The 26966-nt window shown below is 60.0% G+C and carries 29 protein-coding genes and 3 pseudogenes; 17 read left to right on the top strand and 15 right to left on the bottom strand.

Annotation, left to right across the window (positions count from 1 at the left end; all coding sequences use genetic code 11):
• Window positions 1–42 precede the first annotated feature (42 nt).
• Window positions 43–408 (bottom strand): hypothetical protein, encoded by a 366-nt coding sequence (locus tag P9292_RS42535; protein WP_309966255.1) that lies wholly within the window; start codon window positions 406–408, stop codon window positions 43–45.
• Between the two features lie 268 nt (window positions 409–676).
• Here P9292_RS42535 and P9292_RS42540 point away from each other — a divergent pair.
• A pseudogene (locus P9292_RS42540) lies at window positions 677–1588 on the top strand (methyl-accepting chemotaxis protein); the annotation flags it as partial.
• A 71-nt stretch (window positions 1589–1659) separates the two neighbouring features.
• On the opposite strand, the gene P9292_RS42545 reads toward P9292_RS42540, so the two are convergent.
• Window positions 1660–2259, bottom strand: a complete 600-nt coding sequence (locus tag P9292_RS42545; protein ID WP_309966258.1) for an H-NS family nucleoid-associated regulatory protein — start codon at window positions 2257–2259, stop codon at window positions 1660–1662.
• Window positions 2260–2722: 463 nt separating this feature from the next.
• Between P9292_RS42545 and P9292_RS42550 the strand changes: the two genes are divergently transcribed.
• From P9292_RS42550 to P9292_RS42560, 3 genes are all read left to right on the top strand, one after another.
• A complete protein-coding gene (locus P9292_RS42550; RefSeq protein ID WP_309966261.1) occupies window positions 2723–3205 on the top strand; it encodes a nucleoside 2-deoxyribosyltransferase in 483 nt (160 codons plus the stop codon).
• Window positions 3206–3252: 47 nt separating this feature from the next.
• Window positions 3253–4251 carry a site-specific integrase gene (locus P9292_RS42555; protein WP_309966264.1) on the top strand — a complete coding sequence of 333 codons (999 nt, stop codon included), beginning with the start codon at window positions 3253–3255 and terminating at the stop codon, window positions 4249–4251.
• A 115-nt stretch (window positions 4252–4366) separates the two neighbouring features.
• Window positions 4367–4639: a TMEM175 family protein gene (locus P9292_RS42560; protein ID WP_309966268.1), complete on the top strand. Its 273-nt coding sequence runs from the start codon at window positions 4367–4369 to the stop codon at window positions 4637–4639.
• Window positions 4640–4757: 118 nt separating this feature from the next.
• Here P9292_RS42560 and P9292_RS42565 read toward each other — a convergent pair whose 3' ends face one another.
• Both P9292_RS42565 and P9292_RS42570 read right to left on the bottom strand, forming a co-directional pair.
• The gene (locus tag P9292_RS42565) at window positions 4758–5123 is read right to left on the bottom strand and encodes a hypothetical protein (RefSeq protein ID WP_309966271.1); all 366 of its coding nucleotides are present in this window, start codon (window positions 5121–5123) and stop codon (window positions 4758–4760) included.
• A gap of 135 nt (window positions 5124–5258) precedes the next feature.
• On the bottom strand, window positions 5259–5495 hold the full coding sequence (locus tag P9292_RS42570) for a hypothetical protein (protein WP_309966274.1): 237 nt from the start codon (window positions 5493–5495) through the stop codon (window positions 5259–5261).
• Window positions 5496–6383: 888 nt separating this feature from the next.
• Between P9292_RS42570 and P9292_RS42575 the strand changes: the two genes are divergently transcribed.
• Both P9292_RS42575 and P9292_RS42580 read left to right on the top strand, forming a co-directional pair.
• Window positions 6384–6470, top strand: a complete 87-nt coding sequence (locus P9292_RS42575) for a hypothetical protein (RefSeq protein ID WP_309966535.1) — start codon at window positions 6384–6386, stop codon at window positions 6468–6470.
• A gap of 71 nt (window positions 6471–6541) precedes the next feature.
• Window positions 6542–7006 (top strand): hypothetical protein, encoded by a 465-nt coding sequence (locus P9292_RS42580; protein ID WP_309966277.1) that lies wholly within the window; start codon window positions 6542–6544, stop codon window positions 7004–7006.
• A 276-nt stretch (window positions 7007–7282) separates the two neighbouring features.
• Here P9292_RS42580 and tnpC (P9292_RS42585) read toward each other — a convergent pair.
• From tnpC (P9292_RS42585) to P9292_RS42600, 4 genes and pseudogenes are all read right to left on the bottom strand, one after another.
• Window positions 7283–8101 (bottom strand): annotated as a pseudogene (tnpC, locus tag P9292_RS42585) (IS66 family transposase); the annotation flags it as partial.
• 68 nt (window positions 8102–8169) lie between these two features.
• Entirely contained in the window at window positions 8170–9750 is a 1581-nt protein-coding gene (gene tnpC / locus P9292_RS42590) for an IS66 family transposase (protein ID WP_309966280.1), read from the bottom strand.
• Between the two features lie 31 nt (window positions 9751–9781).
• Window positions 9782–10135, bottom strand: a complete 354-nt coding sequence (tnpB, locus tag P9292_RS42595; protein ID WP_309966282.1) for an IS66 family insertion sequence element accessory protein TnpB — start codon at window positions 10133–10135, stop codon at window positions 9782–9784.
• Window positions 10111–10626 carry a transposase gene (locus tag P9292_RS42600; protein ID WP_309966285.1) on the bottom strand — a complete coding sequence of 172 codons (516 nt, stop codon included), beginning with the start codon at window positions 10624–10626 and terminating at the stop codon, window positions 10111–10113. Before P9292_RS42600 ends, tnpB begins: the two co-directional genes overlap by 25 nt.
• Window positions 10627–10685: 59 nt before the next feature.
• Here P9292_RS42600 and P9292_RS42605 point away from each other — a divergent pair.
• Window positions 10686–12055 (top strand): IS3 family transposase gene (locus tag P9292_RS42605; RefSeq protein WP_309966286.1). Its coding sequence is split into 2 segments (ribosomal slippage): window positions 10686–11163 and window positions 11163–12055, totalling 1371 coding nucleotides; the frame shifts between segments, so codons are not numbered across the junction.
• A 34-nt stretch (window positions 12056–12089) separates the two neighbouring features.
• On the opposite strand, the pseudogene P9292_RS42610 reads toward P9292_RS42605, so the two are convergent.
• Window positions 12090–12254, bottom strand: a pseudogene (locus tag P9292_RS42610) (IS66 family insertion sequence element accessory protein TnpB); the annotation flags it as partial.
• A 156-nt stretch (window positions 12255–12410) separates the two neighbouring features.
• On the opposite strand from P9292_RS42610, the gene P9292_RS42615 reads away from it, so the two are divergent.
• The 5 genes from P9292_RS42615 to P9292_RS42630 all read left to right on the top strand — a co-directional run bounded on the left by P9292_RS42615 (window position 12411) and on the right by P9292_RS42630 (window position 14570).
• On the top strand, window positions 12411–12731 hold the full coding sequence (locus P9292_RS42615) for a hypothetical protein (RefSeq protein WP_309966289.1): 321 nt from the start codon (window positions 12411–12413) through the stop codon (window positions 12729–12731).
• Window positions 12732–13170: 439 nt separating this feature from the next.
• On the top strand, window positions 13171–13389 hold the full coding sequence (locus P9292_RS42620; protein WP_309966292.1) for a hypothetical protein: 219 nt from the start codon (window positions 13171–13173) through the stop codon (window positions 13387–13389).
• Between the two features lies 1 nt (window position 13390).
• Window positions 13391–13789, top strand: coding sequence for a hypothetical protein (locus tag P9292_RS42625; RefSeq protein WP_309966294.1), 399 nt, complete (start codon window positions 13391–13393; stop codon window positions 13787–13789).
• A 314-nt stretch (window positions 13790–14103) separates the two neighbouring features.
• On the top strand, window positions 14104–14265 hold the full coding sequence (locus P9292_RS43485; protein ID WP_409015646.1) for a hypothetical protein: 162 nt from the start codon (window positions 14104–14106) through the stop codon (window positions 14263–14265).
• Window positions 14266–14357: 92 nt separating this feature from the next.
• Window positions 14358–14570 (top strand): hypothetical protein, encoded by a 213-nt coding sequence (locus tag P9292_RS42630; RefSeq protein WP_309966297.1) that lies wholly within the window; start codon window positions 14358–14360, stop codon window positions 14568–14570.
• A gap of 10 nt (window positions 14571–14580) precedes the next feature.
• Here the strand turns inward: P9292_RS42630 and P9292_RS42635 are convergent, their stop codons facing one another.
• The 4 genes from P9292_RS42635 to P9292_RS42650 form a co-directional block, all read right to left on the bottom strand.
• Entirely contained in the window at window positions 14581–14826 is a 246-nt protein-coding gene (locus tag P9292_RS42635; RefSeq protein ID WP_309966538.1) for a hypothetical protein, read from the bottom strand.
• A gap of 148 nt (window positions 14827–14974) precedes the next feature.
• Window positions 14975–15313: a hypothetical protein gene (locus P9292_RS42640; RefSeq protein ID WP_309966299.1), complete on the bottom strand. Its 339-nt coding sequence runs from the start codon at window positions 15311–15313 to the stop codon at window positions 14975–14977.
• A gap of 277 nt (window positions 15314–15590) precedes the next feature.
• The gene (locus P9292_RS42645) at window positions 15591–16550 is read right to left on the bottom strand and encodes an SOS response-associated peptidase family protein (protein ID WP_309966302.1); all 960 of its coding nucleotides are present in this window, start codon (window positions 16548–16550) and stop codon (window positions 15591–15593) included.
• Between the two features lie 49 nt (window positions 16551–16599).
• Window positions 16600–16956 (bottom strand): hypothetical protein, encoded by a 357-nt coding sequence (locus P9292_RS42650; RefSeq protein WP_309850867.1) that lies wholly within the window; start codon window positions 16954–16956, stop codon window positions 16600–16602.
• A 334-nt stretch (window positions 16957–17290) separates the two neighbouring features.
• Here P9292_RS42650 and imuA point away from each other — a divergent pair, with 334 nt between their 5' ends.
• From imuA to P9292_RS42665, 3 genes are read left to right on the top strand one after another with little or no spacing between them, the layout of a single operon-like run.
• Window positions 17291–18004 carry a translesion DNA synthesis-associated protein ImuA gene (gene imuA, locus P9292_RS42655; protein ID WP_250468093.1) on the top strand — a complete coding sequence of 238 codons (714 nt, stop codon included), beginning with the start codon at window positions 17291–17293 and terminating at the stop codon, window positions 18002–18004.
• A complete protein-coding gene (locus P9292_RS42660) occupies window positions 17928–19391 on the top strand; it encodes a DNA polymerase Y family protein (RefSeq protein ID WP_309966304.1) in 1464 nt (487 codons plus the stop codon). Before imuA ends, P9292_RS42660 begins: the two co-directional genes overlap by 77 nt.
• Window positions 19392–19405: 14 nt before the next feature.
• A complete protein-coding gene (locus tag P9292_RS42665) occupies window positions 19406–22555 on the top strand; it encodes an error-prone DNA polymerase (protein ID WP_309966306.1) in 3150 nt (1049 codons plus the stop codon).
• A 353-nt stretch (window positions 22556–22908) separates the two neighbouring features.
• On the opposite strand, the gene P9292_RS42670 is transcribed toward P9292_RS42665, so the two are convergent.
• A complete protein-coding gene (locus P9292_RS42670; protein WP_309966309.1) occupies window positions 22909–24117 on the bottom strand; it encodes a multidrug effflux MFS transporter in 1209 nt (402 codons plus the stop codon).
• Window positions 24114–25061: a zinc-binding alcohol dehydrogenase family protein gene (locus tag P9292_RS42675; protein ID WP_309850885.1), complete on the bottom strand. Its 948-nt coding sequence runs from the start codon at window positions 25059–25061 to the stop codon at window positions 24114–24116. Before P9292_RS42675 ends, P9292_RS42670 begins: the two co-directional genes overlap by 4 nt.
• A gap of 120 nt (window positions 25062–25181) precedes the next feature.
• Here P9292_RS42675 and P9292_RS42680 point away from each other — a divergent pair, with 120 nt between their 5' ends.
• Window positions 25182–26093: a LysR family transcriptional regulator gene (locus tag P9292_RS42680; protein WP_309850887.1), complete on the top strand. Its 912-nt coding sequence runs from the start codon at window positions 25182–25184 to the stop codon at window positions 26091–26093.
• 127 nt (window positions 26094–26220) lie between these two features.
• Window positions 26221–26787 carry a GNAT family N-acetyltransferase gene (locus P9292_RS42685; RefSeq protein WP_309966312.1) on the top strand — a complete coding sequence of 189 codons (567 nt, stop codon included), beginning with the start codon at window positions 26221–26223 and terminating at the stop codon, window positions 26785–26787.
• The last annotated feature ends 179 nt before the right edge of the window (window positions 26788–26966 follow it).

Consider the following 26966-nt stretch of genomic DNA (forward strand, 5'->3'; position numbering starts at 1 on the left):
CACTAGCATACGTTGTTACGCCGTCCTCGCGAAGCGCATCCTCTACAACGTCACCTCAATATCGGGGTGGAACCGCGCGTTAGCTTCAACAATCAGCGGGTAACCGGCGCGCAACGAAATTGCTGTCAAAGCCTGATGGCTAAAATTCGTCATGACGGGATGCGTGACGATCTGGACATGCTTTAACTCGTCCAACTCCAGCAGCTTGGCTATCAGGTCCGGCCGGCGAGCGACGAAGTCCGATGCACGGTACCGGTCATATTTGTGCTCTGCCTTCTTGCCCTCGCTTGCGATGACCCACTCGCGCCAATTACCAGCCAGCAACTCGATAAGCTCCTTGTTGCTTCGAATGATATTGAGCACATCGTGATCTTTGACGGACTCTGGCGGCATCACCTTCGGATACAAGGGACGCTCGAAACCAACCAACAAATCGACAACATTTCGAGTTCGTTGGCATCAGCGTAATGGCGCGCGTACATCAAGCCATTCAGCCGTTGATGACCGGACAGTCCCGTTATGAATCCCGGTATCGACTTCACAAGCCGTTGCAATCGGCAGGACAAGCGTTCAACGACTCGCTAGCTCAGCAGGTTATGAAGGACCTCATCGATCCGCCGGCAATGCGTGCCATAAAGGACCTCATCGATCCGCCAGCAATGCGTGCCATGAAGGTCGCTCTATGGGCGGGGAACCGGCACATGCAGCGGAAGTGGCAAACCAGATCGCGGACAACAATCTGGCATTCGAAGTAGCCACTGCTGCGGACGACCGCTCGAGCCTCATGTTCTCGATGGCCCGCATGCGTACGCAGTTGTTGTCTGCCGTCGACAGCGTGAAGACGTCCGCGAATGCGATCGCTAACGCGAGCCGTGAGATCGCCGTCGGCAACACGGACTTGTCGTCTCGCACAGAGCAGCAAGCGGCGTCACTCGAAGAGACAGCCGCGAGCATGGAAGAACTCACTGCGGCCGTGAAGCACAATTCCGAAAACGCGCGTCAGGCAAGCGGCTTGGCCGGCAATGCCCGCGACGTTGCGCAAGAAGGCGCGACGATCGTGACGAACGTCGTCGGCACGATGGCAGAGATCGAGCAAAGCTCGCACAAGATCGCCGAGATCATCGGCATGATCGAGGGCATTGCGTTCCAGACGAACATCCTGGCGCTCAACGCGGCGGTCGAGGCCGCGCGTGCCGGGGAACAGGGGCGTGGCTTTGCTGTGGTGGCGGGCGAAGTGCGAAGTCTGGCCCAGCGATCGTCCACCGCCGCAAAGGAAACCCGCGAGTTGATCGAGGCGTCAAGTTCGCGCGTCCACGCTGGCACCGCCCTTGTCGGGCAGGCCGGAGAGACGATGACCAAGATCGGCGCAGCCATCCAGAAGGTCACCGACATCATGGACGAAATCGCGTCTGCTTCGAACGAACAGAGTCGCGGCATCGAGCAGGTGAATACGGCGATTGCCCAGATGGACGAGGTCACCCAGCAAAATGCAGCGCTCGTCGAGCAGGCCGCCGCCGCTGCCGGTTCGCTTCAAGATCAGGCCGAAACGCTGCGCGCGACGATGGCCGTGTTTAAAACCGAAGCATAAGCAGGCGTTGGCGAGCGGTCTGCTGACGGCTCGGCCCTCTTTAAAGAAAGAAGACGCCCCACCCTGCGCGGCTATGTCCGCTTTGCGCGGGGGGTCTTTGCCGCGTTGGCCGTCTTTGCGGCCTTAGTGGAGCGCGCGGGCGTCGCGTTTGTTTCTGACTTCGGCTTCTTAGTGCCAGCCCATTTGGTATCAGCAGCGGAGATCAGAAACTTGGTCCTGTCTTTCACCGATGCCAACCATCCCGGCGCCTTGCCGCGGCCGCTCCACTGTGCTCCCGATTTGGGATCTCGGTACTTCGCCGGCTGGGGACCGCGAGGGTAGTTCCCGGTGCGCTTGCCCGAGTCGCCATCGTTAGACTCGTTTGCCGCAGAGACCAGAAATCTCGCACGATTCTTAGCGTTCGCTATCCACGACGGCGCTCGGCCTCGACCGCTCCAGGTCGCGCCCGTCTTCGGGTCACGATATTTGCCCGTCCCAGCTAGCGCAGCGTTGGCCGAGTCCTTTGCTGTGCCGACTCTTCCGCCATTGGTCAGGTCGTCGACTGTCAGGCCGTGCTCTTTCATAAGCGAATGAATTTTTGCGACGGCTGCGATGGCCTGTTTTTTTTGAATCGCTTCTGCTCGAGCCTGCAATTTCCTAATCCTTTCTTCGATGTTTGAGAGGGTCGTCATTTTCTCCCCTTAGGTCGCCTGACGTTCCGCACTATGCCATATGTCTTTTCTTGCAGGATCGGAGACGCAGGCTAACGAACTCGCAACCGTCGTTGGTCAGTTCCTCGTAACTTGAGGCGGGGAGGGGCGAGTGACTTGACCATGCGCGGTTATTGGTAAGCTCATAGGCGTTCCAATAGCCCTGCAGTAGAAGCAACGAACCGATGTCCAAGAGAAATCCGACGAAGTCGCAGCGCGCAGTAATGGAGTTGCTCGATCAGGGCTTACCGATTGAGCAAATTGCATACAGTCTTGGCAAGAGCGTCTTGGCTGTGACAAAGCAGCTAAACCGAATCAAACGCCCGGTCCGTGAAGGAAGGATCGATCCTTCTCCCCTCCCGATAGAGCGCGCCGCAAGCGAACGCGCATCTACCTTGCGGGCTTCGATGCATTTCGGCGCGACGCCAAGGAACACGGCGAACGCTTGAAGCAGCTGTGTCGCGATCGCGGCTTCGTTGGGCTCTATCCGCTGGACGGCAATGTCCCCTCCTCTTCTCTCTCACCGCAGGACGCTGCCCGCCACATCTATGCGGCGAATGTCCAGTTGATCCGTTCGGCGGATATCGTCATGGCTAACCTCGATGACTTTCGGGGCGCGGGCGAGCCAGACAGCGGCACTGCTTTCGCAGTGGGCTTCGCCGTGGCGCTCGGGAAACCCGTTTGGGCATATCGATCGAGCGAAGCGACGCTCGTTCAGCGTGTTCAAGCAGCGGCGACGACGGGAAGCGACGGCGCTTACTGCGCCGGCGGCTATCTCATTGAGGACTTCGGCCTGAGCGTCAATCTTATGCTGGCCTGCTCCGCTCGACTCGTTGTCGGCGGACCGGCTGCTTGCCTTGATGCCATCAGGAGCAAGGCAGATGAGGACACCCCGGGTCTTGGTTGCTCGGGGTTGGCGAAGCGTTAGCTTCGCTGTATGGTTTGGGGTGAGCGAACTTCAGTATATCTATTTCTATGCCCGACGACGACCTGTGGCTTGCTGCCCCCGAGGACGCCTATGCGCAATGGCAACGTGAAGAAGCCACTGGCGCAGATCGCCGCGCCTTTGCCGACCAGTCGATCGTTCAACACCGGTCGATGTTCTCGCGTTTCAACGACTACCTGATCGCACATCATGCGAGCGTGGCGAGCTATGGGGCGGACCACCTCGACGGTTTCTTCGCTGATCTTGCGCAGGATTGCGCGCTCGGCACGACCACCCGCCTTCGCTATCTCAAGCTGATCGACCGGTTCACGCGGCACCTCGTCAACATCGAACTGCGTGCGGACAATCCCGCCGCGCAGATGCTCATCAATGAGAGTTGGCCAGAGGACGAACCGACGCCGATCTATCTTTCGCTGGAAGACGATGTGCGCCTACAGGGTGTCTGCGTCGCCACGCAAGGCGCTGCGTTCAAAGAACTGCGGAACACAGCAATCGTGGCGCTCTTTCTCGCCTCGGGTTTGACGGCGGCCGAGTTGAGGCAACTGAGGGTCGATGATCTCGATGTCGCCTACGATCGCCCTACTGTCTTCGTCGACAAACACGGGCCTCGCATCGCGCGACGGGTGCCCGTCGATGCTTTTGCTACAGACGTTCTGCGCGCCTACTATGAAGCGCGTCGAAGCATCCAGTGCGTGACGCAATGGTTGTTCATTGCCACCGCAGCAGGAAAACCGATGCAGCCGGACACGATGCTCAAATGCGTGCGTGTCGCTCTTAAGCGGGCCGGTTTGACTGCGGCCGATGAGAGCCCGCGCTTGCTCCGGAACACTTATGGTCGCCGGCACGTCGCAGCAGGCAGGACCAATGAACAGGTGAGCAACCTCATGGGCTTATCCAGCCACCGCACCGCCACTCGCCTTCGTCAAACTCTTGATCCTAATAAGATGTCGGAAGCACAGGAACAGGCTACAGGCTTAGAAGCCTTCCGACCGGCTTCGGCCAAAAGCGCTCATACTTGGTCTCAATAATCGGGCGTGTTTTCACAACTTGTCTCGGTCAGCAAGTAAGCCTGCGTGTACAACATAATTGTGCGTGCTGTGGCGCGAGCAGAGCGGCCCCGGCGTACGCGAAAGGACTCACACGATGCTACGCAAACGACCTGTCGACGCGGAAACGCATGGTGCCGAGCGCGGACTTGACCGCTTCGAGGGATTCAGTGACGCGGTTTTCGCGATCGCACTGACCCTGCTAATTGTCGAGATCAAAGTGCCCGCATCTCCAGAGGGCACGCATGGCTACAGCGACCTCGCAAGCGCCATGGCGGAGCAGTGGCGCGAATTCCATTCCGTGGCCCGAAAGAACTATCGCTGCCGAATAATTCCTGGGCAGCTGGCGGCGAGGGAGCGGCAAAGATAGAAAGGAGTAGCTATTTTCTAGCTTCGAATGCTCCTCTTCTTTTATCAATTCGAAAAGGACCGCGGGAGCCGTCGATACGCCCGATGCGGACACCGCCGTGTTCCGTCTCGCGCAGCCTTCACCGTAGCGAGTTGTTACTAGTTTTCTCGGCCTCGCTCAGCTCCTCTCTGGGGTTATACCGCGGCTTGGGCGGTGGCAGCAAAAAGAAGGCGACGCACAGCAGTGCAATGGCTACCCCGATCCAAGACGCCGTGATCGCGACGAATGCTGCAGCGATCTGGACCAGCGTCGCGACGCCGAAGCGGCAGCCTATCAAAAGCAGCGCGCTGGCGAGCGCCGGTTTGCTCGATCTTCCCTTTGCCGCCCGCGCCGCCAGTCCGACCGTGCTCGTCGCCAATACGCTGCCCGAACCGTCGCATCGTTTGCCGTGACTGGCGAGGTTGCGACGCGGACAATCGGCCAGCTCGCGGCCCAAATCGGTCATGGCGAAATTCAAACCCGGCCGCGCGCGATGAGCCTTGCCACTTGATAGCGGCCTCGCCGCTCGTATCGCGTGCAAGCAACTTGCATGCGATCTGTCGCTCCGCAACCTCGCTTAACGAAACTGCCCCTGCCCTTTTTATTCAAACCGGTAGCCGTGCGAAGCAAATACCGAAAACATGTTCGACGCCCCCAAGGACGCAGGCCGCGTGTGCATCATCGAGACGTCCTCGGCCAGCATCTCGAGCATTCGACTCACGTCGATCGCGCCATGAGTTGTACTCCCGTGGCGCCCCACATTCCGCTCGCTTGCAGTAGACGCCACCATCACCAATCCGTCGTAGACCTTTTTGGTCAGCTCCAGCTCGATTTTCATGTTCGCCTCAGCAGTTCTGTCCAGCCACGCCTTCACCGATGCGATCGCCCGCTCGTTTGCGGCGGCCTTCGTGTTGGCATAACCGATGTCCGTGAATTTGAGAATGGGGTCGTCGTCCTCGTTTTCCCAAGGGCCGCGCTGGCACTCGGCCCATGAGTGCCAGAGGGGATTCTTTTGCTCAGAAAATAAGCGAATTGTCCATTCTCAATATTCGGCCGTCTCTACAAATTGCTCAGTCTAGGCATCTCTACAACGTTATTCACTTTATTGTGGATAAGCAACTTGGGTATGGGTATTAGACCGGTAGCGGCGTTTAGCGCCGTTTATTCTCGCGCATGTTTCGTCAATCCAAGATTCCGGTTTCTGTTAGCTTCCCGATTCGCGCGTGGTCGCTGCTATCAGCGGGCACTTCGGAGTCGACGCCGAAACGTTGGAGCGCGCGCTCGAACCCACGAACGTGGCCGTGCTCAGCTCCGCGAGGGAAGCAGAACTGGCTTCGTTCCTTAATGACCATCCCGGAAATGTTAGCCGGCGCCAAAGCAATGAGCGAGAAGCACGGAAACGCGCAGTTGCGTTGGCTGAGGAGTTGGTCACCGAATTGGAAGGCGAAGTAAAGCACTAGCACCGTGCCGCGCAACGCTCAGGGCCAAATGAGCGTTGGGTGGCGCCCGCGCGTTCGGCCATTGGCCACGCGCCCGACAAACCATCATCGTCGACGCTCGCGGACACCGCGAGGGGCGACGAAGAGTATCATCCGCGTTTGACCGAGCAACGGCAGCCAGCAGGATGAACGAATACACGATCACTGATATCGAGAACGCCATCAACTACTAGCGATCGCGGCAGGCGGCGACAGATGACTTCGCTGTCTGCCCCAAAGCAAGAGTACTGGCGAACGTGTACGGAACGATGATCTACCATCAACGAGAGCGCGCCGAAGCGAGAAACTTGACGCGGAACAGAAGGAGGCGATGAAACTTTTTTGATCCCGACGAGAGAGGACAAACGTGTCGAACGTCGCTAGCGCCCTGATATGGGTCGACGCCGTGGCCGGCGGTGGCCGCGTCGAGATATATTCGCGAGAGGTATCGAAGGCGGGTGCGCTGCGCATGTTTGCATCAGCCAGCAGCGACACACGAGCGTTCGAAGAAGACCTCACCGACTGGGTGGCAACGGAGATAATCGGCGACCTTTTGTACGCCGGCTATTTCTGCCCTACGAGCAAACGCCTAGACGAGGAAAAGCAAGTGTCGTTCGCGCTTGTACATGCTTGCGACGCCATCAGCAAACATTTCGGCATTGATGCTGGAGTCCTCGAGCGCGCATTGCGGCCCGAGAATCTGGCTGAGTTGGCTGCAGCACGGGACGCAGAGATCGCATCTCTGATCCATGATCTTCCCGAACTTATGAAGGACGCCGAAGCCGTGCGAGAAAAGCATGCGTCGGTGCGAGCGGCTCTTGCCGAAGAACTGGCGACGTCAATCGCGGCCGGCAAGATTACTTCGCACTGAACGTCCAAGACGCCAAATGATGCGCCATTACCAAGCATTTGAAAGCGGTTCAAGACCTTCACAGCCTCCTGCATTCTCGACGCAAGTGCCACGGATCGCCAGGAACAGGAAAGCGCTGACAACAACGTAAGCGGTAGATTTAGCACACCGAATGGAGAATCATCTGCAGCTGACGCGCGAGCGTAGCAGCATCGCGCTGGTCGGGTTGACCGACGATGTCCACATTTGGGTTTCGATCGTGCGCGCCGGCGTGGTGGTCGAAGCGTGCTTAGCGCTTCAACTCACGCGCGCCTCGGCTTGCCGCTTCGCGTAGTTAAACGGCAGCAGGTCACTGATATCCGCGTCAGCGGCGCGCTGCGGCAATTCGGTCAGCACATGCAGCAACCAGGCGTGTGGTTCGACGCCGCAGGCGCGACATGTAAGCATCAAGCTGTAGATCACCGCGCTTGCCTTCGCGCCGGCGACCGTGTCGCTGAACAACCACGATTTTCTCGCAGTGGCAAACGGCCTGATGTCGCGCTCGATGACATTGTTATCAAGCGGCAGACGGCCGTCGTCTACGTAGCGGATCAGATACTGCCATTGCCGGCGGCAGTATCCGATGGCCTCGCCGAGCAAGCTCTGCGGCAGAACCTTCGGCTCCAGCTCGTCGAGCCACACCTTGAAGGCTGTCAACAACGGCACGCTGTGCTGCTGCCGCAGGCGATACCTGTAATCGGTCAGCATTTCGCCTTCTAGAACCGTCTGCTTTGCCAGCCCCTCGACCTGATACAGCGCCTCGAAGAACTCGAGGGCTTTCGTGATACGTGGGCTCGGCTTGTTCTTCTGGCCCTTGATCGCGTCCGTAAACAGCCTCCTCGCGTGCGCCAGGCATCCGAGATGCGTCGCCGTCTTGACCGTGCGCCAGGCAGCCCAGCCGTCCGTCATCAGCGTGCCAGCGTAATCACGGAGGAAGGCACGCGGATGCTCCCCACCGCGCCCAGGTTGATACTCGAACAGCACGACCGGCTGCTCGCTGTCCGCTGCGCTCCTGTACACCCACATATACGACTTGTCCTGCGCCTTTCGATCCTGCTCCTTGAGCACCTGGATCGTATGCGATCCACGAACGACGCCCCTCAGAGTAAGGTGGCGGAGCGCGTGAGGTGTGGTAGTGATGCGGGTCAGCGGAGGTCGGCCGGCATTTTCCAGGGAAGCAACGCTTCGTAGTCGTCGACGGTCTTCGCCAGAGGCAGGCGCTGGAACATCCAGGTGAGGTACCGGTAGGGATCGATGCTGTTTGCTTTGCAGGTTTCGACGAGCGTATAGAGATTGGCGCTCGCGTTCGCGCCTCCGACGGTGTCCGAGAACAGCCATCCGCGGCGCCCCACGCAGAATGGTCGAATCGCATTCTCAACAGCGTTGTTCGAGATAGGGTAGTCGCCGTTCTCGACGTAACGAATGAGCTTGGGCCACTGCGCGCGCAGGTACGTCAGTCCCTTGCCGAGGAGGCTTTTCGGTACGACGCCGGGCGATTGCTCGAGCATCAGCGCGTGGATGGCATTGAGTACGCGCGCGCTGTATCGTCGTCGCAACCGCTGTCGTCGTTGTGAGGTCCACGTCGTACTGCGCGCCTCAGCCGCGAACAGCTTGCCGATCAATTTGATGAAGCGCGTCGCCAACAGATCGGACGTTCGGGCAGCCTTTGGTACGCTGTCCTCTGCTTTGACGAAGTACCGTCTCAGGTGAACCCAGCATCCAAGGTGCACGAGCTGGTGACGCCGGGCAATGTCGTTGTAGGGCTCGTAGCCATCGGTCATCATGACCGCGCCCTCCCGGATCCCGGTGAACAGCTTGTCGGCCAGCCTGGTGCCACGCCCCGGTGTATAGGTGAAGCATCGGATGGGCACGCCCGAATCGGCCATCTGCGCCCAGAGATAACTCTTCGTTTGCGGTCGACGGCCCTTTTCCTTCAACACCTGGAGTGTCGTCTCGTCGCAGTAGATCAGCTCGGCATCGAGCAACGTATCGCGCATCAGGTTGATCACGGGTTGCGTTCCGAGACCCACACGGACCATGCTCGCAGCAATCGTGTTCGACGAGATGTCGCCGCCGAAGCGACGTAGCAGACCGGCCTGGCGATACAGTGGCATCCCGAACTGATACTTGCCGGCGGCGATCCATGCAAGCGCCGATTCGCTCAACAGGCCGCGAGGGATGATGCGAGGCGGCGCCGGCGTCACCTTGATGCCGAGATCGCAGCACGGACACGCAAATTTGACGCGTTGGTGCTGGATCACGCGAAGCTGCTCCGGAATCACGTCGAGCTGCTCGCTGATCTCCACGCCAAACTCGACGAGCGCGTGACCATCGTTCATGCAGAAGCGTTCAGCCTCAGGCAGCTCGTGCCGCACCACGTCGCGCGGCAGGTTGGGATCAAGCGGCTTGCGATGGCCCCGCTTCTTGCGCGTATGCGCGCCGACCGTCGATTCTGGCGTATCTTCCTGAGCAGGTGAGCTGCTCGCGCCGAGCACCTCGGCTTCGTTGAACAGGCTCGGTTGATCCGAATCTCGTGCCTCGCTCTTTGCGCCGAACAACTCGTGACGGTAGGCCCGGAGTCGTTCCTCGGCGAGATCGCGTTCGGCTGTCACGAGCCGCAGGGCGCCGCGTAATGCCTCCTGTTCTTCTCGCAACGCACGAGCGGCATCGCGTTCGGCAAGCAGCTCTTTCAGTTCGTCGGCGGTGATCGTGACGTTGACCGGCATGCTGGGTTAGACCAGCACACCGTCTGCCTGTTCAGCTCACACGCAGATATTCCTGCTTCGGATGTCGTCGAATCGTAGTGATGTCATCGCCATCGAGCAGTGCGTGCAGCACGTTGGTCGTCATCGACACGACCTCAGCCTTGTTGTCGGGCCAGATGAAACGGCTGGCCTCCAATCGTTTCATCATCAGCCAGAAACCGCTACCATCCCAGCCAAGGATCTTGATCCTGTCGCGACGCCGGTTTCCGAAGATGTAAAGCGGCGAGTCCATCGGATTCAGGCGCATCGACTGTTCAACGAGAATCGACAGGCTGTTCATGCCGTACCGGAAGTCAACAGGATTGCGATGCAGATACACCTTCAGATTGTCGTCGAACCGGAACACGGCATCCTCCCAAGAATCTGAACCAGGGTTGTCAGCTCATCAATGGTCGCGATAGCTTTGCCCAGTTGGAGTTTGACCCCGTTCGAAAGATGCACATGTAGCGTGAGCGTCATTGACAGGGGCGGCGGTGCGGACGCAGGCGGTACCGCAACGACAGATACGAACGCAGGTGGTGGTGCCGCGGCAACGACGAGTTGGTGAGAACTCGGAGGATCGATCGCCACGCTGTCAGTCGCATCACCCGAATGCGGCAAGTCGTCGCCGTTATCCCGCGGCGTAGGCGAGACGCCTTTCTCGCGCTCCATCAGGTATTTCGTGATCCACTTGCGCAGCAGGTTGGCGTTGATCCCGTGCTCTTGCGCCATGCGCGCCACCGAGACGCCAGGGCGTAACGCCGCCTCGATCAATGCCCGTTTGCCATTTTCATCGTAGCGGCGACGGCCGTCGCTGCTTTGCCGAACTACTCTCAGCTCTGAGTCTTTGTCAGCCATAGGTGTCCACCTCACAATGAACTGACCCCCGAAGGTTGCACCTATCTTTGGGGAATGTCTTGGGAAAATATACAGAACAAGCGAAGCTCGCTGCCGTTAAGGATTATTGCGCTGGCCATCACGGGCTCAAGGTCGTCGCGCGACGTCATGGCATCAACGTAGAATCGCTGCGTAGATGGGCAGCGCTTTACCGCGTACATGGCGCTGAAGGTGTGCAGGAGAAGCGTAGAGCGACCTATAGCTTAGAATTCAAGCTATCGGTTTTGCAACGTATGCGAGATGACGAATTGTCCTACCGCCAAGTTGCAGCCCTCTTTGATATCCGAAATTTCAACATCATTGGCAACTGGGAACACGCATACGACGAAGGCGGCATGGCCGGCTTGTCGCCGTACGCTTCCGTGCGCCGCCCAAGAATGAAAAAGCCGTCAACTAAAAAGCCTCAGCCGAAGTCATATGATGGCAGCTCCCCTAGCCGCAAAGAGTTGCTGGCAGAACTGGATCATCTTCGAATGGAGAACGCATACCTAAAAAAACTCGACGCCTTAGTTCAAGCGAAGAAGCAAGAAGCGCAGCAGTAAAAGCGCGAATCGTGCTTGAACTAAGGCAACAATATCCACTCGCTGGCTTGCTCAAGGTGGCGGGCCTGGCACGGAGTACCTTCTACTATCAGAAGAAGGCGCTCGGGATTGCCGACAAGTATGCAAGCCTGAAGGTCCGGATTCGCTCGATCTTTGACGAGCATAAGGGGCGGTATGGCTATCGCCGCATCACTGCCGTGATACGGCAAGAAGGCACCAAGATCAACCACAAGACAATTCAGCGCCTGATGGGTGAACTTCGGCTGAAGTCGTACGTCCGGTTGAAAAAGTACCGTGCATTCAGAGGCGAGGTGGGCCTTGCGGCACCGAACATTCTTGAACGGCGATTCGATGCGAAGCGTCCGAACGACAAATGGGTAACTGACGTCACCGAGTTCAATGTCGGTGGCGAGAAGCTGTATCTCTCGCCCGTTCTCGACCTGTACAACGCCGAGGTTATCGCTTTCGAGATAGCCCGACGACCTCTGTTCAACATGGTCGGGACCATGCTCAAGAGAGCGTTCGCGCGCCTCGGACCGAACGACAGACCCATACTCCACTCGGATCAAGGCTGGCAATACCGAATGCCGGTCTATCGGAAGGCTTTGGACAAGCATTCTGCTAAACAAAGCATGTCGCGCCGGGGCAATTGCCTCGACAACGCGGCGATGGAAAGCTTCTTTGGCACACTAAAGTCAGAATTCTTCCACCTAAACAAGTTTCGAGACGTTGATGAACTCCACGCCGGACTGAAAAACTACATTCACTACTACAATCACAAACGTATCAAGATGAAGCTAGGAGGCGTGAGCCCGGTCGCATACCGGTCTCTGCTCGCAACAGCATAGCTGTCACACCGTCCAACTTTCGGGGGTCACTTCAGTTCGCATTGACCCCAGCCTTCAGTGCCAGACCAGCCAATGACGCGCCCGGTTGGCGGCATGACTCGATCAACTTACGCTTGCCCTCCGGATCGTATCGATGCTTGCCATCCGCGCACGTCCGGGTCACTCGCAGAGGAAGAAAGTCAAAGTCAGTGTCGGTCATCATTTGCGTCCGCAATTCAAGTCTGCGGACGCAATCTTGGATTGATTCGGCCGCGCCGGCTATGTGCGGAGAATTTCGCGCTTACACAACAACTGCGATGCGACGCTCGGTCCCCATATTTCAATTGCAGGCTAGACCGGCGTTGATGACCTAGACGTGGGAGGCGCACGCCCGACCATCTTCGCCGATAAGCATGGGGCCCGCATCGCGCGTCGGGTGCCGATCGAGACGTTCGCCGTCGATGTGCTGCGCGCATATCTTGACGCGCGCCGCTCCATGAAGTGCGCAACGTCTTGGCTGTTCGTTACGACCGCCTCCGGCAAGCCGATGAGGCCGGACACACTGCTGATCTGTGTGCGCGCCGCTTTGCATGAAGCCAATCTTTCCGCACTGGACGAGAGCCCGCGCCTGCTGCGGAACACGTTTGGTCGACGCTTTTTCATCGCGGGAAAACTAATGAAGAGGTCAGTGTCCTGATGGGTTTGTCCAGCCATCGAACGACGACGCGGTTACGTCAGACCCTCGACGGAACTCTAATCGAAGGCTTGCAACGGTGACGTTGGACTTTGCAGCGTGCCAAGCAACAAGGCAGCTTGCAGGCGACGGTTCGAACTCGCAAATGAGCGCACCAGTCACAAAGCGGCGCTGAAAAAAGAAGAAACCCGCTCGGTTGGGAGCGGGTTGAATCCATATCAGGAGACATGGAGGAGACGGGGTTAGTATAAACCCGTATCGCAGCTTTGCAAGGGGCCGTCGGCACGGAACAACACTAATCGGGGTCCGCATTCGGGCCGGCTGTTTGCCCTGTGCGTGTCCAGGAGGTGGCTCCATGTAACCCACGCATTCTTTAAACAAGCCGCGCACGAAGCGCGATCCGCCGATACCCTTCTGTCGGCGCGCTATGCGCTCACGATCCATGACGATCATCGGCGACGACGAAGATCGGTCCCATTGGCCGATGGACTCCAGCATCGAGCTCGGACGAATTAACGAGGTGCTACAGATGACCGGTATCGACACCACTCAGCCACTGCCTCCGCCGCAATTTCCATCGCGGCAATTTTCACCGCGGCGAAGCTTCCAGCGCACGGACGTGGACGATCCGCCCACGCCACCCGATCGCGGCGAGTCCTGAGATGGGTCGCTGGAATGGTCCGAGCAGGCCCGCGTACGCGCGCCGGCAACGCCGGCAGGCGAGATGCCGCTCATCAACGAGCCCCGGCTTGCCACTCTGTTGGTTCGTCACCCTGCGAGCGGTGACTGGTCTTACAAAAATCAAATTTGACGGCTATCGCATGCTCGCTCGCGTCGAGAATGGCACCACGACGCTGATTACGCGCAACGGGCACGATTGGACAAGCCGCATGCCGCGCCTTCGGAAGGCGCTCGCATCGATTGATGCCGACAACTTGTGGCTCGATGCCGAGGCGGTTGTGCTAGACGCGTCGGGTAAGCCCGATTTCAATGCGTTGCAGAACGCCTTCGATCGTCGACGCACCCCCGATCTCGTTCTTTTTGTTTTCGATCTGCTCTGACTCAATGGTGTCGACCTACGTGAGCAGCCGCTGCGTCAGCGCCGCAAGCTGCTTCTCGATCGAGCCGTTGGACGCAATCGAGAGCCCGCTCATCCGCTTATCCAATGACTTTGCCGACGACCCTGCATCGCTAATTGCGTCCGCGTGCAAGGTAACTCGAGGGCATCATCGGCAAGCGCGGCGATGCGCCCTACCGCTCTGGCCGATCACCGGACTGGATCGAACTCAAGTGCAAGTCTCGCCAGGGATTTGTGAATGGCAGGTTTTCACGCGTCAAGGGCGCGAAATCAGGTGTACGTTCGTTGCTTCTCGGCGTGTACGAAGAAGACGGATCGCTGCGCTATGCAGGCAATGTAACGCCTCATTTCACGCCGTCACACGCGGCTGCCTTCGCCAAGCGTGCGGAATCGCTTTGGCAGAAGAAATCGGCGTTCTACACTACACCGGCGCCAGAGCGCGATCGCGACTTTCACTAGTTGGCGCCCGACATCGTTGCCGGAGTCTCGTTTCCGGAGTGGACGCCCTCCGGCGAGATCCGGCATGTCGCAACGGACGCAATTCGAGCACCGTGGCAGCGTTTTCAGTCCGCGCCCGTCCGGGGCTGGCCGTGTTGAGGCCCATCGCATGGGATGAACTGAAGGAAGTAAAGAGCGGCGATCAGTGGACCATGCTGGAGGCCGTCAAGAGGCAACACTCTCTGGACCGCGACCCGTGCGACGGCTACTGGCGCACGCGGCAAGGCATTACGCTCGCAATGCGCCGGGCCGTCGGCATGAAGTAGTCGTGAAGGCTTAAGTCCGCGATTGCGAAACCGATTCTGTACCCGAGCCCGTACCATTGAGTGCCTCATGCTGATGAGCGTGGGTCGCGCCATACTTCAATTCGAAATGTGCGCCCTTGCCGCTTCGCGTCGGCGGAAAGTGTTCACTTTTTACACAGGTGACCTCGAACGTGTCCTTTCCATCATCGTGAACGACCGAGTAGATACCCGACACCTTCACGATCTGTCCAGGTTTATAAGCTGTATCGCCTGCCATCATGTCCTCCTGGTTGACGTGGATGATGACCGAGTAAAGCAACCGCTGTGCCCCGCGTTCGTACGGCGCGCGCACCGCGCGACGTACGTCATCGACCTTGAAGTTCATCAGATTGCATTCCCTGTCAATGTTTCTAGCTTGTTTGAGGCTAGCCGATCACTTCAGTTTCGGGTTCATCGGGTCCATTGGGGTCATCGGGTTCACCTCTACGAGGCGGTGGTTTGAGTCCCGCAAGTACACGCTGTCGCAGGGCCTGCTCGTTCAGCAGCAAGCGAATTTTTTCGAGGGCGACCAGTTGCCCCAAATTTTCTTCAACCCACACCTTGTGCAGGCAGTCGAAATAATCGCCGATCTGCTGCATGACCTCCCGGGCCTGTGCGATCTCGAGCAACATGCGCTCGACGTCCGCGTTGCCGCGATACTTGCGCCAGAACGTTCGGCCTTCTCTGATGCCGACAGGCTCGAAGCGAGGGAGCTTGCGAGCCATCTAGAGCGGCGACCTGGAGCACTTCAGGTCCGCTGTGCAAGCATCGCCCGCGTGCAATTCGCAAACCACGCCTTCAGTGTAAGCGATGCTTGCGACTGCAAACTGCAAAGCCAGCAAGCGCTTCGACCGCGTTCTTTGGTGTTTCTCCAGTTTGTCCACGCGTCCTCCCAGGAGGTCTATCGCGACATGTTAGTCAGGACCGGGACGATCAGCGTCTTTTTGAATAAATCGCTGCGTAGTAGCGGCGTCGGCTTGGAGCTGCGCAGCGCACGCCCGCCTAAGCAGCGAGCCGGTGTTCGTAATAGGGCCGGTCGCGATCGTCGAGGATCGCATAGAGCGCGGCCAAATTGGAGGCGTCTGGATTCAACCATGCCTCGACGTTGTCGGGCTTGATTGGGACGATACAGCGGTCGTGGCCAGCGGCCTGCACTTCCGGCGGCGGTTCGTCTGTGATGGCCGCGAATGAGAGCAAGTCAGGCTCCCCCGGAGCGCTCCATTTCGACCACAGGCAAGCGACATACATCAGCTGCCCGTTGTTCGGGCGAAACTCGAGGACCACATTTTCGTCCCGCTGATGAGTCTCCAGCAGTGTCCCTTCCATCTTTGCCTTGCTGACGTTCTCGTAGAAAACATCAACCAGCATGAGGCCATGCGTGTGACCGAAGCACGGCTTCCAGAAGCCTTCGAGATTGTCGCGCCGCGCATTGTAAGTGCCGGGGTACTTCACGTCGTAGTTGGCCGGTTTGCCTGCGATTCGGCACTGGTAGCGCATCGGCTTGATGACGTACTCGCCGTTCTCGATCACTAGGACCGGTGCGAACGTGCCCGGGAAAATCCGTGCGTCGCGCGGCCTAAACTCGGTTCGGTTCAGGTCCTCCAGGCGTCGCAACGAGGCTTCGATCTTGTCAGTCGCGATCCGCTTGCTTTCGGTAGCGGCTTTAGTGATTTTCGTTTGCAGCGTGCGTTCAGCATCTGCAAGACGCGTGCGCTGCCTGAAAAGCTCCTGCTCGATCTTTGACGTCTGCTCGACATTGAACCGATCGATGACTTCTTTGATCTGGCGTTCGTCGTCGCTTTGTGGTTCGCGAAATGCGTCCTCCATCGCCTTCGGAATCTTGGCCTTGCTGCCTTCGGCGCGCTCCCAGAACAAGCGCGCAAATTCACGAATGTCCATCTGCGCGCCGAACATCTTGACGTATTTCCGGTAGTCCGCCTGAATTTGGGCCGAGTAGCACACTGTTGTCTCCCTGGGTATTGACCTTAAGTCCGATCGTGAAAAGGGGTCGCTAGCTCGCCGTGCCGGTGGCGTCACGGCACAGCCGCATCATCTTCTGCACCACCGTGCTTGCGTGATTCAGGCCCATGTCATCTGTGAACAGTGTCTGCACGTCCGACTGGCGCACGGCAATGCCCGCCCCCTTCAGATCGCGCCGCGCGATCTGAAGGGCCAGTTGGCCGATGCGGATGCGCGCGAGCCAGTCCATCGTGACGAGATTGCGCTTAAGCCAGATGCGGCAGCTCTCCACCACGTGATCGACGCGCCATTCGTGCGTCAAAGCGTAAGACGCGGCTACGGTCGCCACCAGAAAGCAGAGCAAATCTGCACGTGCGCCAGTCAGTTCGTCGATATCGGGTTTCATCATGTCGATCCTGCTTTTTCTCCGTATTCCACCATGGTACCGATCGGCCGACCTCGGTTGCAGATGCGGACGCGCTGCGGGCTTTCAACGGCGCGCTACCGTCGTAGGCTGCAGCGCGATTCCGTGGCAATGCATGAGCCGTCGCCCCCGGCAGTAATGGCGATCGCGCACGCTGCCGTCGACTTCCCAACTTCAGCGATCTCCGACATGGAATGTCTGGGCTAAGCATATTGGTCAGCTTTTTTGGGGTCCAGCTAAAAGGGCGCAATTCACTGCTTCATTTTCTGCGCTAAGATACTACTGTACATCCATACAGTGTTTTTGAACCTCCTTTGCCATGGCCGCTCTGCCCAAGCACATTGAAGCGATCCATCCTGCGATCTGGCGTGGGTCGCAACTCGCGCGGGCCTACGGCAAGACGATCGACACCGGCTACGCGGCCCTGTCGGCGGAATTACCCGGCGGGGGCTGGCCCATTGGCTCCTTAGTCGAGTTGCTCATCCAGCAGCCGGGAATCGGTGAAATGCGCTTGCTTAATCCCGCGCTGATTGCCGCGAGCCAACGACCGGTCGCGCTGCTGCAAGCCCCGCATGTGCCGAACAGCCTCGCCTTTGCCTACTTGGGTGTGCCGCTGAACAAGCTCACGATGCTGCGCGCGCCAAAGACTGCGGATGCGCTCTGGTGCGCCGAGCGCGTACTGAACGCACGAAGTTGTGGCGCCCTGCTCTTCTGGCAGCAGCACATTCGATCTGAGGCGTTGCGGCGATTGCATCTGGCGGCACAAGCAACCGAAACGCTCCTGATTCTGGTTCGACCGCTCGCCGCCGCCCAGGATTCGTCACCCGCGACGTTACGACTGGGGGTGCGGCCCGCCGACGGCGGCATCTTTGTCGACATCATCAAGCGACGAGGACCCACCCGAACCGAGTCACTCTCCATCCACCTTCAACCGTCTCCGATCCTGCTCAGCCCCCATGGCCGTATTCGTCGCCATCTTCCTGCCCCGGCTCTCGCTGGAGGTATTCCGTCCGAGGTGGTCGCCTCCGACTGAACACGGATATGTGGTGCTGGAACGCGACAAGGTCATTGTGCTGGACCAGGCAGCACAAGACGCGGGGGTGAGAGTGGGGATGAAACGAGGAGGTGTCACGACACTCGCGGCCGATGCGCTGATGGTTGACCGCGACCCGATGCGTGAACACGATGTACAGCGTGAAGTCGCCTTTGCCTTGCTTCGCTTCTCGCCGCAGGTCGCCATGCGCGAGGAAGAAACCCTCATTGTCGATGTCACCGCCAGTCTTCGGCTTTTCGGCGGCATTCGACAGGTGTGCCGGCAGATCGACGAGACGGTCAGGACGATCGGCGTCACCGCCCGCATGAGCGTAGCGCCGACCGGCCAGGGCGCGTGGCTGCTCGCCAAGCGCGGGCGCAGACGCGTACTCAAGATGAGCTCGCTCGAACGCCACCTTGGCGTGCTGCCTTTCGTGGTGGTGCCGGAGATTCGGTCGTTCAGCGACTGGTTCAATGGTCTCGGTTGCCGAGTGCTCGACGATATTCGACGCCTGCCGCGTGCAGGGTTAAAAAAGAGGTGTGGCGTGGACTTATTGGAGTCGCTTGACCGCGCCTATGGCCTGTCTCCTGAACTCTACGAGTGGCTTGAGTTGCCGCCCGCTTTCAGCGCGCGCACCGAACTGCTTGATCGGGTCGAGCATGCCGAGGCCGTTCTCTTTTCCGCGCGCCGTCTGATCGTCCAACTGTGCGGCTGGCTGAGCGCGCAGCAACTCGCGCTCACGCAGGCCACGATCACGCTGGAACACGAGCGCGGTCGCCAGGCCATTGAGCCCACGCAGATCGACATTGCGCTTGCCGAACCCACCTGGCACGAGGAACACCTGGTCCGCCTGCTCAGAGAGCGACTTGGACGTATCGAGCTCGAAGCAGCCGTCATCGCCGTGCGGCTGACCGCATCCCGAGTCCAGCCGGCCGAGCCGCCGAGCGATTCGCTGTTTCCCGACCCGGGCGGTTCGACGGAAGATCACAAGCGGCTGCTCGAATTGCTGGTGGCGCGCTTGGGGCCAGAGAATGTCCTGCGGCCTGCGCCCACCTCAGACCACCGGCCTGAACACGCCAATCAGTGGATACCGGTCCAGGACACCGCCCAAGCGTGTCCGCCCCCGGCCGAACTTCCGCGCCCCACCTGGCTACTCAACGAGCCGGTGCGGCTCATGATCAAAAACCACAGACCGTTCTACGGCTCGCCGCTCAAACTCGTTTCCGCTGGCGAGCGTATTGAAGCGGGCTGGCACGACGGCGAACTCGTGACGCGCGACTACTACGTCGCGGAAGCCACCGACAAGAGCTGTTACTGGATCTACCGCGAGCGACCGAGCGTGAATACCGAGGAAGTCCGCTGGTTTCTTCACGGCCTGTTCGGATAGCAGGTGTTGACGCCGTGGATCTGTTTTCGTCGACCCTACCCGACTACGCGGAGCTATTCGCGTTCACGAACTTTTCGTTTCTGCACGGCGCATCGCACGGCGAAGAGTTGGTGTTGCGCGCGTCGCAACTGGGATACTCAGGCCTTGCGATTACCGACGAATGTTCGCTCGCCGGCGTGGTGCGCGCGCATGTGCAGGCAAAGGAAGACAAGCTGCCGCTTGTCATCGGCTCGTATTTTCGGCTCGTGCATGCCGACAAAACTCCCGCGTTTGGCCTCATCCTCCTTGCGCAAAATCGCAACGGCTACGGCAACCTGTCCGAGCTAATCACACTCGCCCGCATGCGGGCCGCCAAGGGAAGTTACCTGCTTACGCCGCACGATCTTTCCAGACCCGAAAAAGAACACGCTCATTTGCGTGGCATGCCCGACTGCCTGGCTATCCTCGTGCCGGATTTCCCTGCGAAGGAAGAAGCGCTCTCGGCACAAGTCGAATGGCTCAACGAGACCTTTCCCGCTCGCGCGTGGGTCGGGTTGATCTTGCACCAGCGCGCGATGGATGACATCCATCGCGGCAGTGTCGAGTACGTCGCCGACCGACATCGCGTCCAAGTTGTCGCGCTAGGTAATGTCGTGATGCATGTGCGCTCGCGCAAGCCCTTGCAAGACACGATGACCGCAATCCGTATCGGCAAGCCCGTGGCCGAATGCGGCTACGATCTCGCACCGAACGCGGAGCAGCACCTGCGTTCACGGCTACGTCTGTCGAATCTGTATCCGGCGCACGCGCTCGCTCAAACGCTCAACATCCTCGAGCGTTGCACGTTCTCGCTGGACGAATTGCGCTACGAGTATCCGGATGAACTTGTGCCGAAAGGCTTCACGCACGAAGCCTATCTGCGGCAGGAAACTTACATCGGCGCTCACAAGCGCTTTGCGGCCGGCATTCCGCATGAGGTGCAGCAGCAGCTCGAATACGAGTTGCAATTGATCGGCGAGATGCGCTACGAAGCTTACTTCCTAACAGTCTATGACATCGTGCGTTTCGCACGCAGCCAGCACATCCTGTGTCAGGGACGCGGCTCGGCGGCAAACAGCGCGGTCTGTTACTGCCTGGGCGTGACCGAAGTGGATCCCTCGCGCGGCAACATGCTGTTCGAGAGATTTATCAGCAAGGAACGCGGTGAGCCGCCTGATATTGATGTGGACTTTGAGCACCAGCGGCGCGAAGAGGTTATCCAGTACATCTATCGCAAGTACGGCCGAGATCGCGCGGCGATTGCGGCAGCGGTGTCCACGTATCGGCCGCGCGGAGCATTGCGCGAAACTGGCAAGGCGCTCGGCATCGATCCGCAGATCGTCGACAAGGTCGCGAAGAGCCATCAGTGGTTCGATAATTCGCAGGACCTGTTGCGCCGCTTCGAGGAGTCAGGGCTTGACCCACAAAACCCCATCATCACAATGTGGGCGAAACTGGCCGCGCAGATTCTCAACTTTCCACGACATCTATCGCAACACTCGGGAGGCTTTGTCATAAGCCGCAGCAAGCTTACGCGGCTCGTGCCCGTCGAGAATGCGGCGATGGCCGATCGCAGCGCCATTCAATGGGACAAGGACGACCTTGAAGCGCTAGGGCTTCTGAAAATCGACGTGCTCGCGCTCGGTATGCTGTCGGCCATTCGACGCACGCTCGATATCGTCTCTGAACAACGCGGCGAACGCTTCGAGATGCAGGACATTCCGCCAGAAGACCCCGTGACCTACGAGATGATTTCACAGGCGGACACGGTCGGTGTGTTTCAAATCGAATCGCGTGCGCAAATGAGTATGCTGCCACGCATGCAGCCACGAACCTTCTACGATCTCGTGATTGAAGTCGCCATCGTGCGTCCAGGACCGATTCAAGGCGGCGCAGTGCACCCCTATCTGCGGCGGCGGCAGAAGATCGAACCTGTTTCGTATCCGAGCGCGGAGCTGGAGACCGCATTGGGTCGCACCCTCGGCGTGCCTATCTTTCAGGAGCAGGTGATGCAGGTTGCCATTCTGGCAGCAGGCTTCACACCGGGCGAAGCCGATCAGCTTCGCCGCGCGATGGCGGCATGGAAACGCAAGGGTGGTCTCGAAAAGTATTACGACCGCATCGTCAACGGCATGAAGGAGCGTGGTTACGACAGGGCATTCGCTGAAGCCATATTCGAGCAGATCAAGGGCTTCGGCGAATACGGTTTCCCGGAGAGTCACGCCGCAAGCTTCGCGCTGCTGGTGTATGCGAGCAGCTGGCTCAAATGCCATGAGCCGGCGGCCTTTCTCGCGGCGATGCTCAACTCGCAACCAATGGGCTTCTATTCGCCCTCACAACTCGTACAGGACGCGCAGCGTCATGGCGTTAAAGTCGTGCCGATCGACGTGACGGTCAGTGGCTGGGACTCGGTGCTCGAACGTCAGCCACGCGGCTCAAAAATGTTTGTTCGTCTTGGACTTTCTTTGTTGAAGGGTATGCGTGACGGCGCCGCGCAGCGCATCGAGAACGCCCGAGCGGTGAGACCATTCGGGAGCGTGAGTGACTTGGCGCGCCGAGCCCAGCTCGACCGCCATGATTTGCAAGTGCTAGCGGCTGCTAACGCCCTTCAATCGCTCGCGGGCAACCGACGCGAAGCGCTCTGGCAGTCGGCCGCTGCCGTGCCTGACCGAGATCTCCTAGCTGAAAGTCGGATCGACGATGAAACACCCGTGCTCGGCGCGCCTTCCGAGGCACAAGATATCGTCAGCGACTACAACTCGACGGGGCTGACGCTTGGCCGGCATCCGTTGTCGCTTTTGCGCCCCACGCTTTTGGAGCAGCGCCTCATGCCGGCCTCGACTCTGCGAACCTTTCGAAACGGGCGTTTGGCTCGCGGCTGCGGGCTCGTGACCGTCCGGCAGCGACCGGGGACTGCGAAAGGCGTGATGTTCGTCACGCTTGAAGACGAAACGGGAAATGTGAACGTCATCATCTGGCCATCGCTGCTTGAGAAGCAACGCAGAGAAGCGCTGGGCGCCGCACTGTTGGCTGTGTACGGCACCTGGCAATGTCAGGGAGAAGTGCGACACTTGGTTGCGCAACGGCTTGTGGATATGTCCCACCTTTTGGGCGGTCTTACAGCCGTCAGTCGAAACTTCTGTTGAGGTCCTCTGCAGGTCGAAAGGCGCATGACGACCCTTATCCGACGGTCGGGGCGTGTTTTCCGCGCGACCGGTATGCGCGGCGAAGCAGCCGCTCACATACTGTCGTCGGTGGCAGGGGCGGTCGAATCAGGCTGGCTGAGAGCGGCTAAAAAGATCGTCGCACGAACGTGCCTGTGCAGGCGCGGAGCACTGCGGTTTCGTTTCATTATCGAGCAAATGCCGGTTGATTAAACACTCGGCTGTCATCGTTGACGACCAGCATAGCGTCGATGGCAGTCAGCGTCGGCGAAGGGGACCGAGCCGACCGCTCCCGTGACGAGCGCTTGAAAAATCGCTTGTGTCACCGTTGCGGATTACCGCCGCGCGGATGAGGTGCGGCGACTGACTCGCGCGACTATCATCGCGGATACCGCACACACCGTCATAACGCCGCTCAAGCCGATCACGCCAAAGCGCGGAAACAGCATGACGACCAGCGAACTCGTCACCGCGCCGGACAGCATCTGTACCGATGTCAGCAGACCGCCCGCCGCGCCGGCCAGTTCGGGGAGCGGATCGAGCGCACGACGCGCCGCGCTGGGTGCGGCCAATCCAAAGCAAAAGCTACTGACGAGAAAAAGCGGCATCGCGGTGCCCAGTGTGACGCAGTCAAGCGAAGCCAGCGCGATCAGGCCTATGCCCGCAATCGCCGCCAAGGCAATCGCCACGAACAGCGATCGTCCGCTCGATACGCCACGTCGCGCGAACACGCCGTTGAGCGCCGCGCCCGCGACGATGCCCGCGCCCGTCGTCGCGAACATCGCGGCATAGACGAGCGGGCGCACGTGCAGCGTGCCCAGCAGTACCAACGGCGAACCCGCGACATACGCGAACATCCAGCCGAAGCCGAGTCCGTTGATGACGATCGCGCCCGCCGCATCGCGATGGCGGAGCACCGTCGCGTAGTTGCGCACAAGCTTCTTCATCGAGAACCGAGCTGTCGCGATGCGCGCGGATTCACGCAAGCCGCGCCATGTCACAAGTGCCGCGACGAGCCCGCAGCCCGCCATCACGCCATAGATGCCGCGCCAGTGGATGACCGCCAGCAGCGCGACGCCCAGCGATGGGGCGACGATCGGCGCCACGTTCGCGACCACGGTGATCGACCCGATGCGGCGCTGCATCGCCTCGCCTTCGAACAGGTCGCGCACAATGGCGAGCGCGATGGTCATGCCCGAGCCCGCGCCGAGTCCCTGCACGAAGCGCGCGAGCAGCAGCACGCCGATGGAAGGCGTGCATGCCGCCAGCACGCCTCCGGCCGTGAAGATCACGAGGCCCAACAACAGGAGCGGTTTGCGTCCGTACGCATCGGACAAGGGCCCGTAGACGAGCGGACCGATGACGAAGCCGGCCATGAATAAACTTAGCGTGAAGCCGGCGGCGCTGCGCGTTGCGTGCAGCGTATCGCCGATTTCGCCGAGCGCGGGAAGCGCCATGTCGATTGAAATCGGCGGCAGCGCGGCTAGCCCGCCCAGCAAGATGGCGAACAGAATCGACGCAGGCGCAAGGCGGGCGTCTCTCATGGCGTCAGAACGACACGGCCCGGCGTGCCTGCTTCGACGGCGCGGTAGGCGGCGACTGCCTCGGCGAGCGAAAAAGTTTGCGCGATGAGGGGCGGCAAGTAACTGCCGTCTTCGAAACCGGGCCGAAGCGCTTCGAGTACCGATGCCGCCGCGGTCAGATCGCGCTTGAGTGAATCGACGCCGAACAGGCGGCTCTCGTTGTGATAGAAGTCCGCGAGATCGAAACTGACCTCGCGGCGGTCGGTCGCCGATATCTCGACGAGACGCCCGCACGGGGCAAGCATGCGGACGGCAGTCTCGAACATGGAGCCGCCGACAGTATCGAGCACCACCGACGCGCCGCCGTCTGTCAGCGCACGCAGCTTGTCGACGGCATCGCCGGTGCCGATGTCGATCAGCTCATCGACATGAGGATTCGGCCGCGTGCCGCGCGCCACGCCGATGATCCTGGCCCCAATGTACCGCGCAATCTGCGCCGCCGCGCTGCCCACGCCGCCAAGACCGATGATCGCGACGGTATCGCCCGAGTGCACCTGCGCCGCTTCGACGATGGCGCTCCACGCTGTAATGAAGTTCACGCCGATGGCCGCTGCCTGCGCGTGCGTCAAGGTACGCGGCTTCTCTCGCAGACTCGCGACCGGCACCGCGATCTGCTCGGCGTGCGTGCCGTCACGCGTGAAGCCAGTGTCGCCGCCCGAGCCCCATACATCCTTCCCGAGCCATTGCACTGGACCGTCGATGACGACGCCCGAATAATCGCGGCCCGGCGTGCGCGGCAGCGTCGTCTGACTCATCCGTCCGGCCACGTTCTTTACGTCACTCGGATTGATGGATGCCGCGCGCATCTCCACGATGGCGGTCCCCGTCCTCGCAACGAGCGCCGGCTGATCCGCGACGAAGAGGACATCCGGCTCGCCATGGCGGTCGAATCTGAGCGCTTTCATAACGTTTATCGCTCCGTGACTGGTTAAGATGGAGCGATTATTCGCGATCGCAGCGTCGCCAAAAAGAAGCCACGAAGGCATAGAATCTTTGCGCCAATCGGAAAGATGAGGCGGCAAACGATGACAGATGAGATCAACGACATGCGCGCTTTCGCGCAGATGATCGACGCGGGTAGCCTGTCGGCAGCGGCGCGCGCGACCGATTCCTCCCCTGCGGCAATGAGCCGGCGGCTCGCGGCCCTCGAGCGGCGGCTGGGCGTGCGCCTCGTCACGCGCACCTCGCGCCGCTTCGAGTTGACGGCGGAAGGCGCCCAGTTTTATGAGCGCGTGCGAGCCATTCTCCTGGCCGTGGAGGAAGCGCAGGCCGAGGCGAGCGCGCAGTCGCACATGCCGCGCGGACTGTTGCGCGTAGGCGCTCCGTCGGAGATCGGACGCAAGCAGATTGCGCCCATCATCACCGCGTTTTCCGAGCGGTACCGGGAAGTCGAAGTGCGGCTCGTGCTGTCGGATGTAGGACTCGACGTGATCGACGACAATCTGGATGTCGCGCTGCGTATCGGCTTGCCGGCGGATACGGGCGTCATCGCGAAGAGACTGCTGTCGAGCAGGCGTGTCGTCGTCGCGTCGCCAGACTATCTTGCGCGACACGGCGCACCGCGCAGACCTGGAGACCTTGCCGCGCACGATTGCATCCGGCTCGTGCGCGGACAGCGGGTGTTCGACCGCTGGCGCCTGCTCGAAGATGGGAGGCCGCGCGATGTGCTGGTGAGCGGAAGACTCTCGACCGCGAGCGGTGAGGTGCTGCACGACTGGGTGTGCGACGGGCGCGGTCTCGCGCTCAAGGCCCTATGGGACATCAAGGACGACCTAGAAACGGGAAAGCTCGTCGAATGTCTGGCGGACTACCACTGCGACGAGATTGAACTGTACGCAGTCTTTGCGAGCCGCCGGCATCTGCCGCCGCGCGTGCGCGTGTTTCTCGACTTCGTGACAGAGACCCTTGGAAACGCTACGACCGTCGCGCTAGGATAGGTGGGATGGCCGTTTAACGTTTTTTCAAATTCTGTTGATGCCGCCGACGAATCGAGTGGGCCGATCAAAGTTGACACCCAGCGTCGCGTGTAAGATTCCCGCTATGAGCGATTCCTGGAACAGACCCATGCCAATCGAGTCAGAGCGCCTGATCTTGCGACCATGGAAAAATGCGGACAGGCAGCCTTTTGCGGACATATCGGCTGACGAAGGCGTCATAGAGCATCTGCTGCCGCTTACCGCACATGACGCGTATCACACATGGATCGACCGCCAAATCGAAAATCAGCAAAAGCACCGCATGTGCTTCTGGGCGGTCGAGGCCAAGCAAGATGGTGCGTTTGTCGGCGCGGTCGGCCTACTCCCAGTCACTTATAGAGCGCATTTCACGCCGGCGGTGGAAGTTGGCTGGCGTGTTGCACGGCCCTTCTGGGGCTTAGGCTATGCCCCAGAAGCTGCCGCAGCCGCAATTCGCTTCGGGTTCGAGTCGCTCCAGTTGCCCAAGATTGTGTGCAACGCCGGCTCTGCCAATGAGAAATCGATGCGGGTTATGTCGAAGCTCGGAATGCTGCGTGACCTAAACGGCGATTTCGACCATCCGCTGGTCCCGGAGGGAAATCCACTGCGCCGCCAGGTCCTGTACCGGCTCACGCGGAGCCGATGGCTCGCACAGTCCGCGGCAGCCAGCCTTTGAAGTCGAGTCGTGGTTGCCGCGTCGTCAATCAAGCGCATTCGTCGCCACGCCAGGCCTGAGCAGAGATTCGAGGCGTGGTCGTCGCCGCTTGCCAAGAACCGGCGTTTCGGTCACCGCCGTCTCTAAGAAACATCGGTTCGAGACGCGTAACCGTCCGCTTTCAGACGGTGAATTGCCGG

This window comes from Caballeronia sp. LZ001 (genome assembly GCF_031450875.1).
GTDB lineage: Bacteria > Pseudomonadota > Gammaproteobacteria > Burkholderiales > Burkholderiaceae > Caballeronia.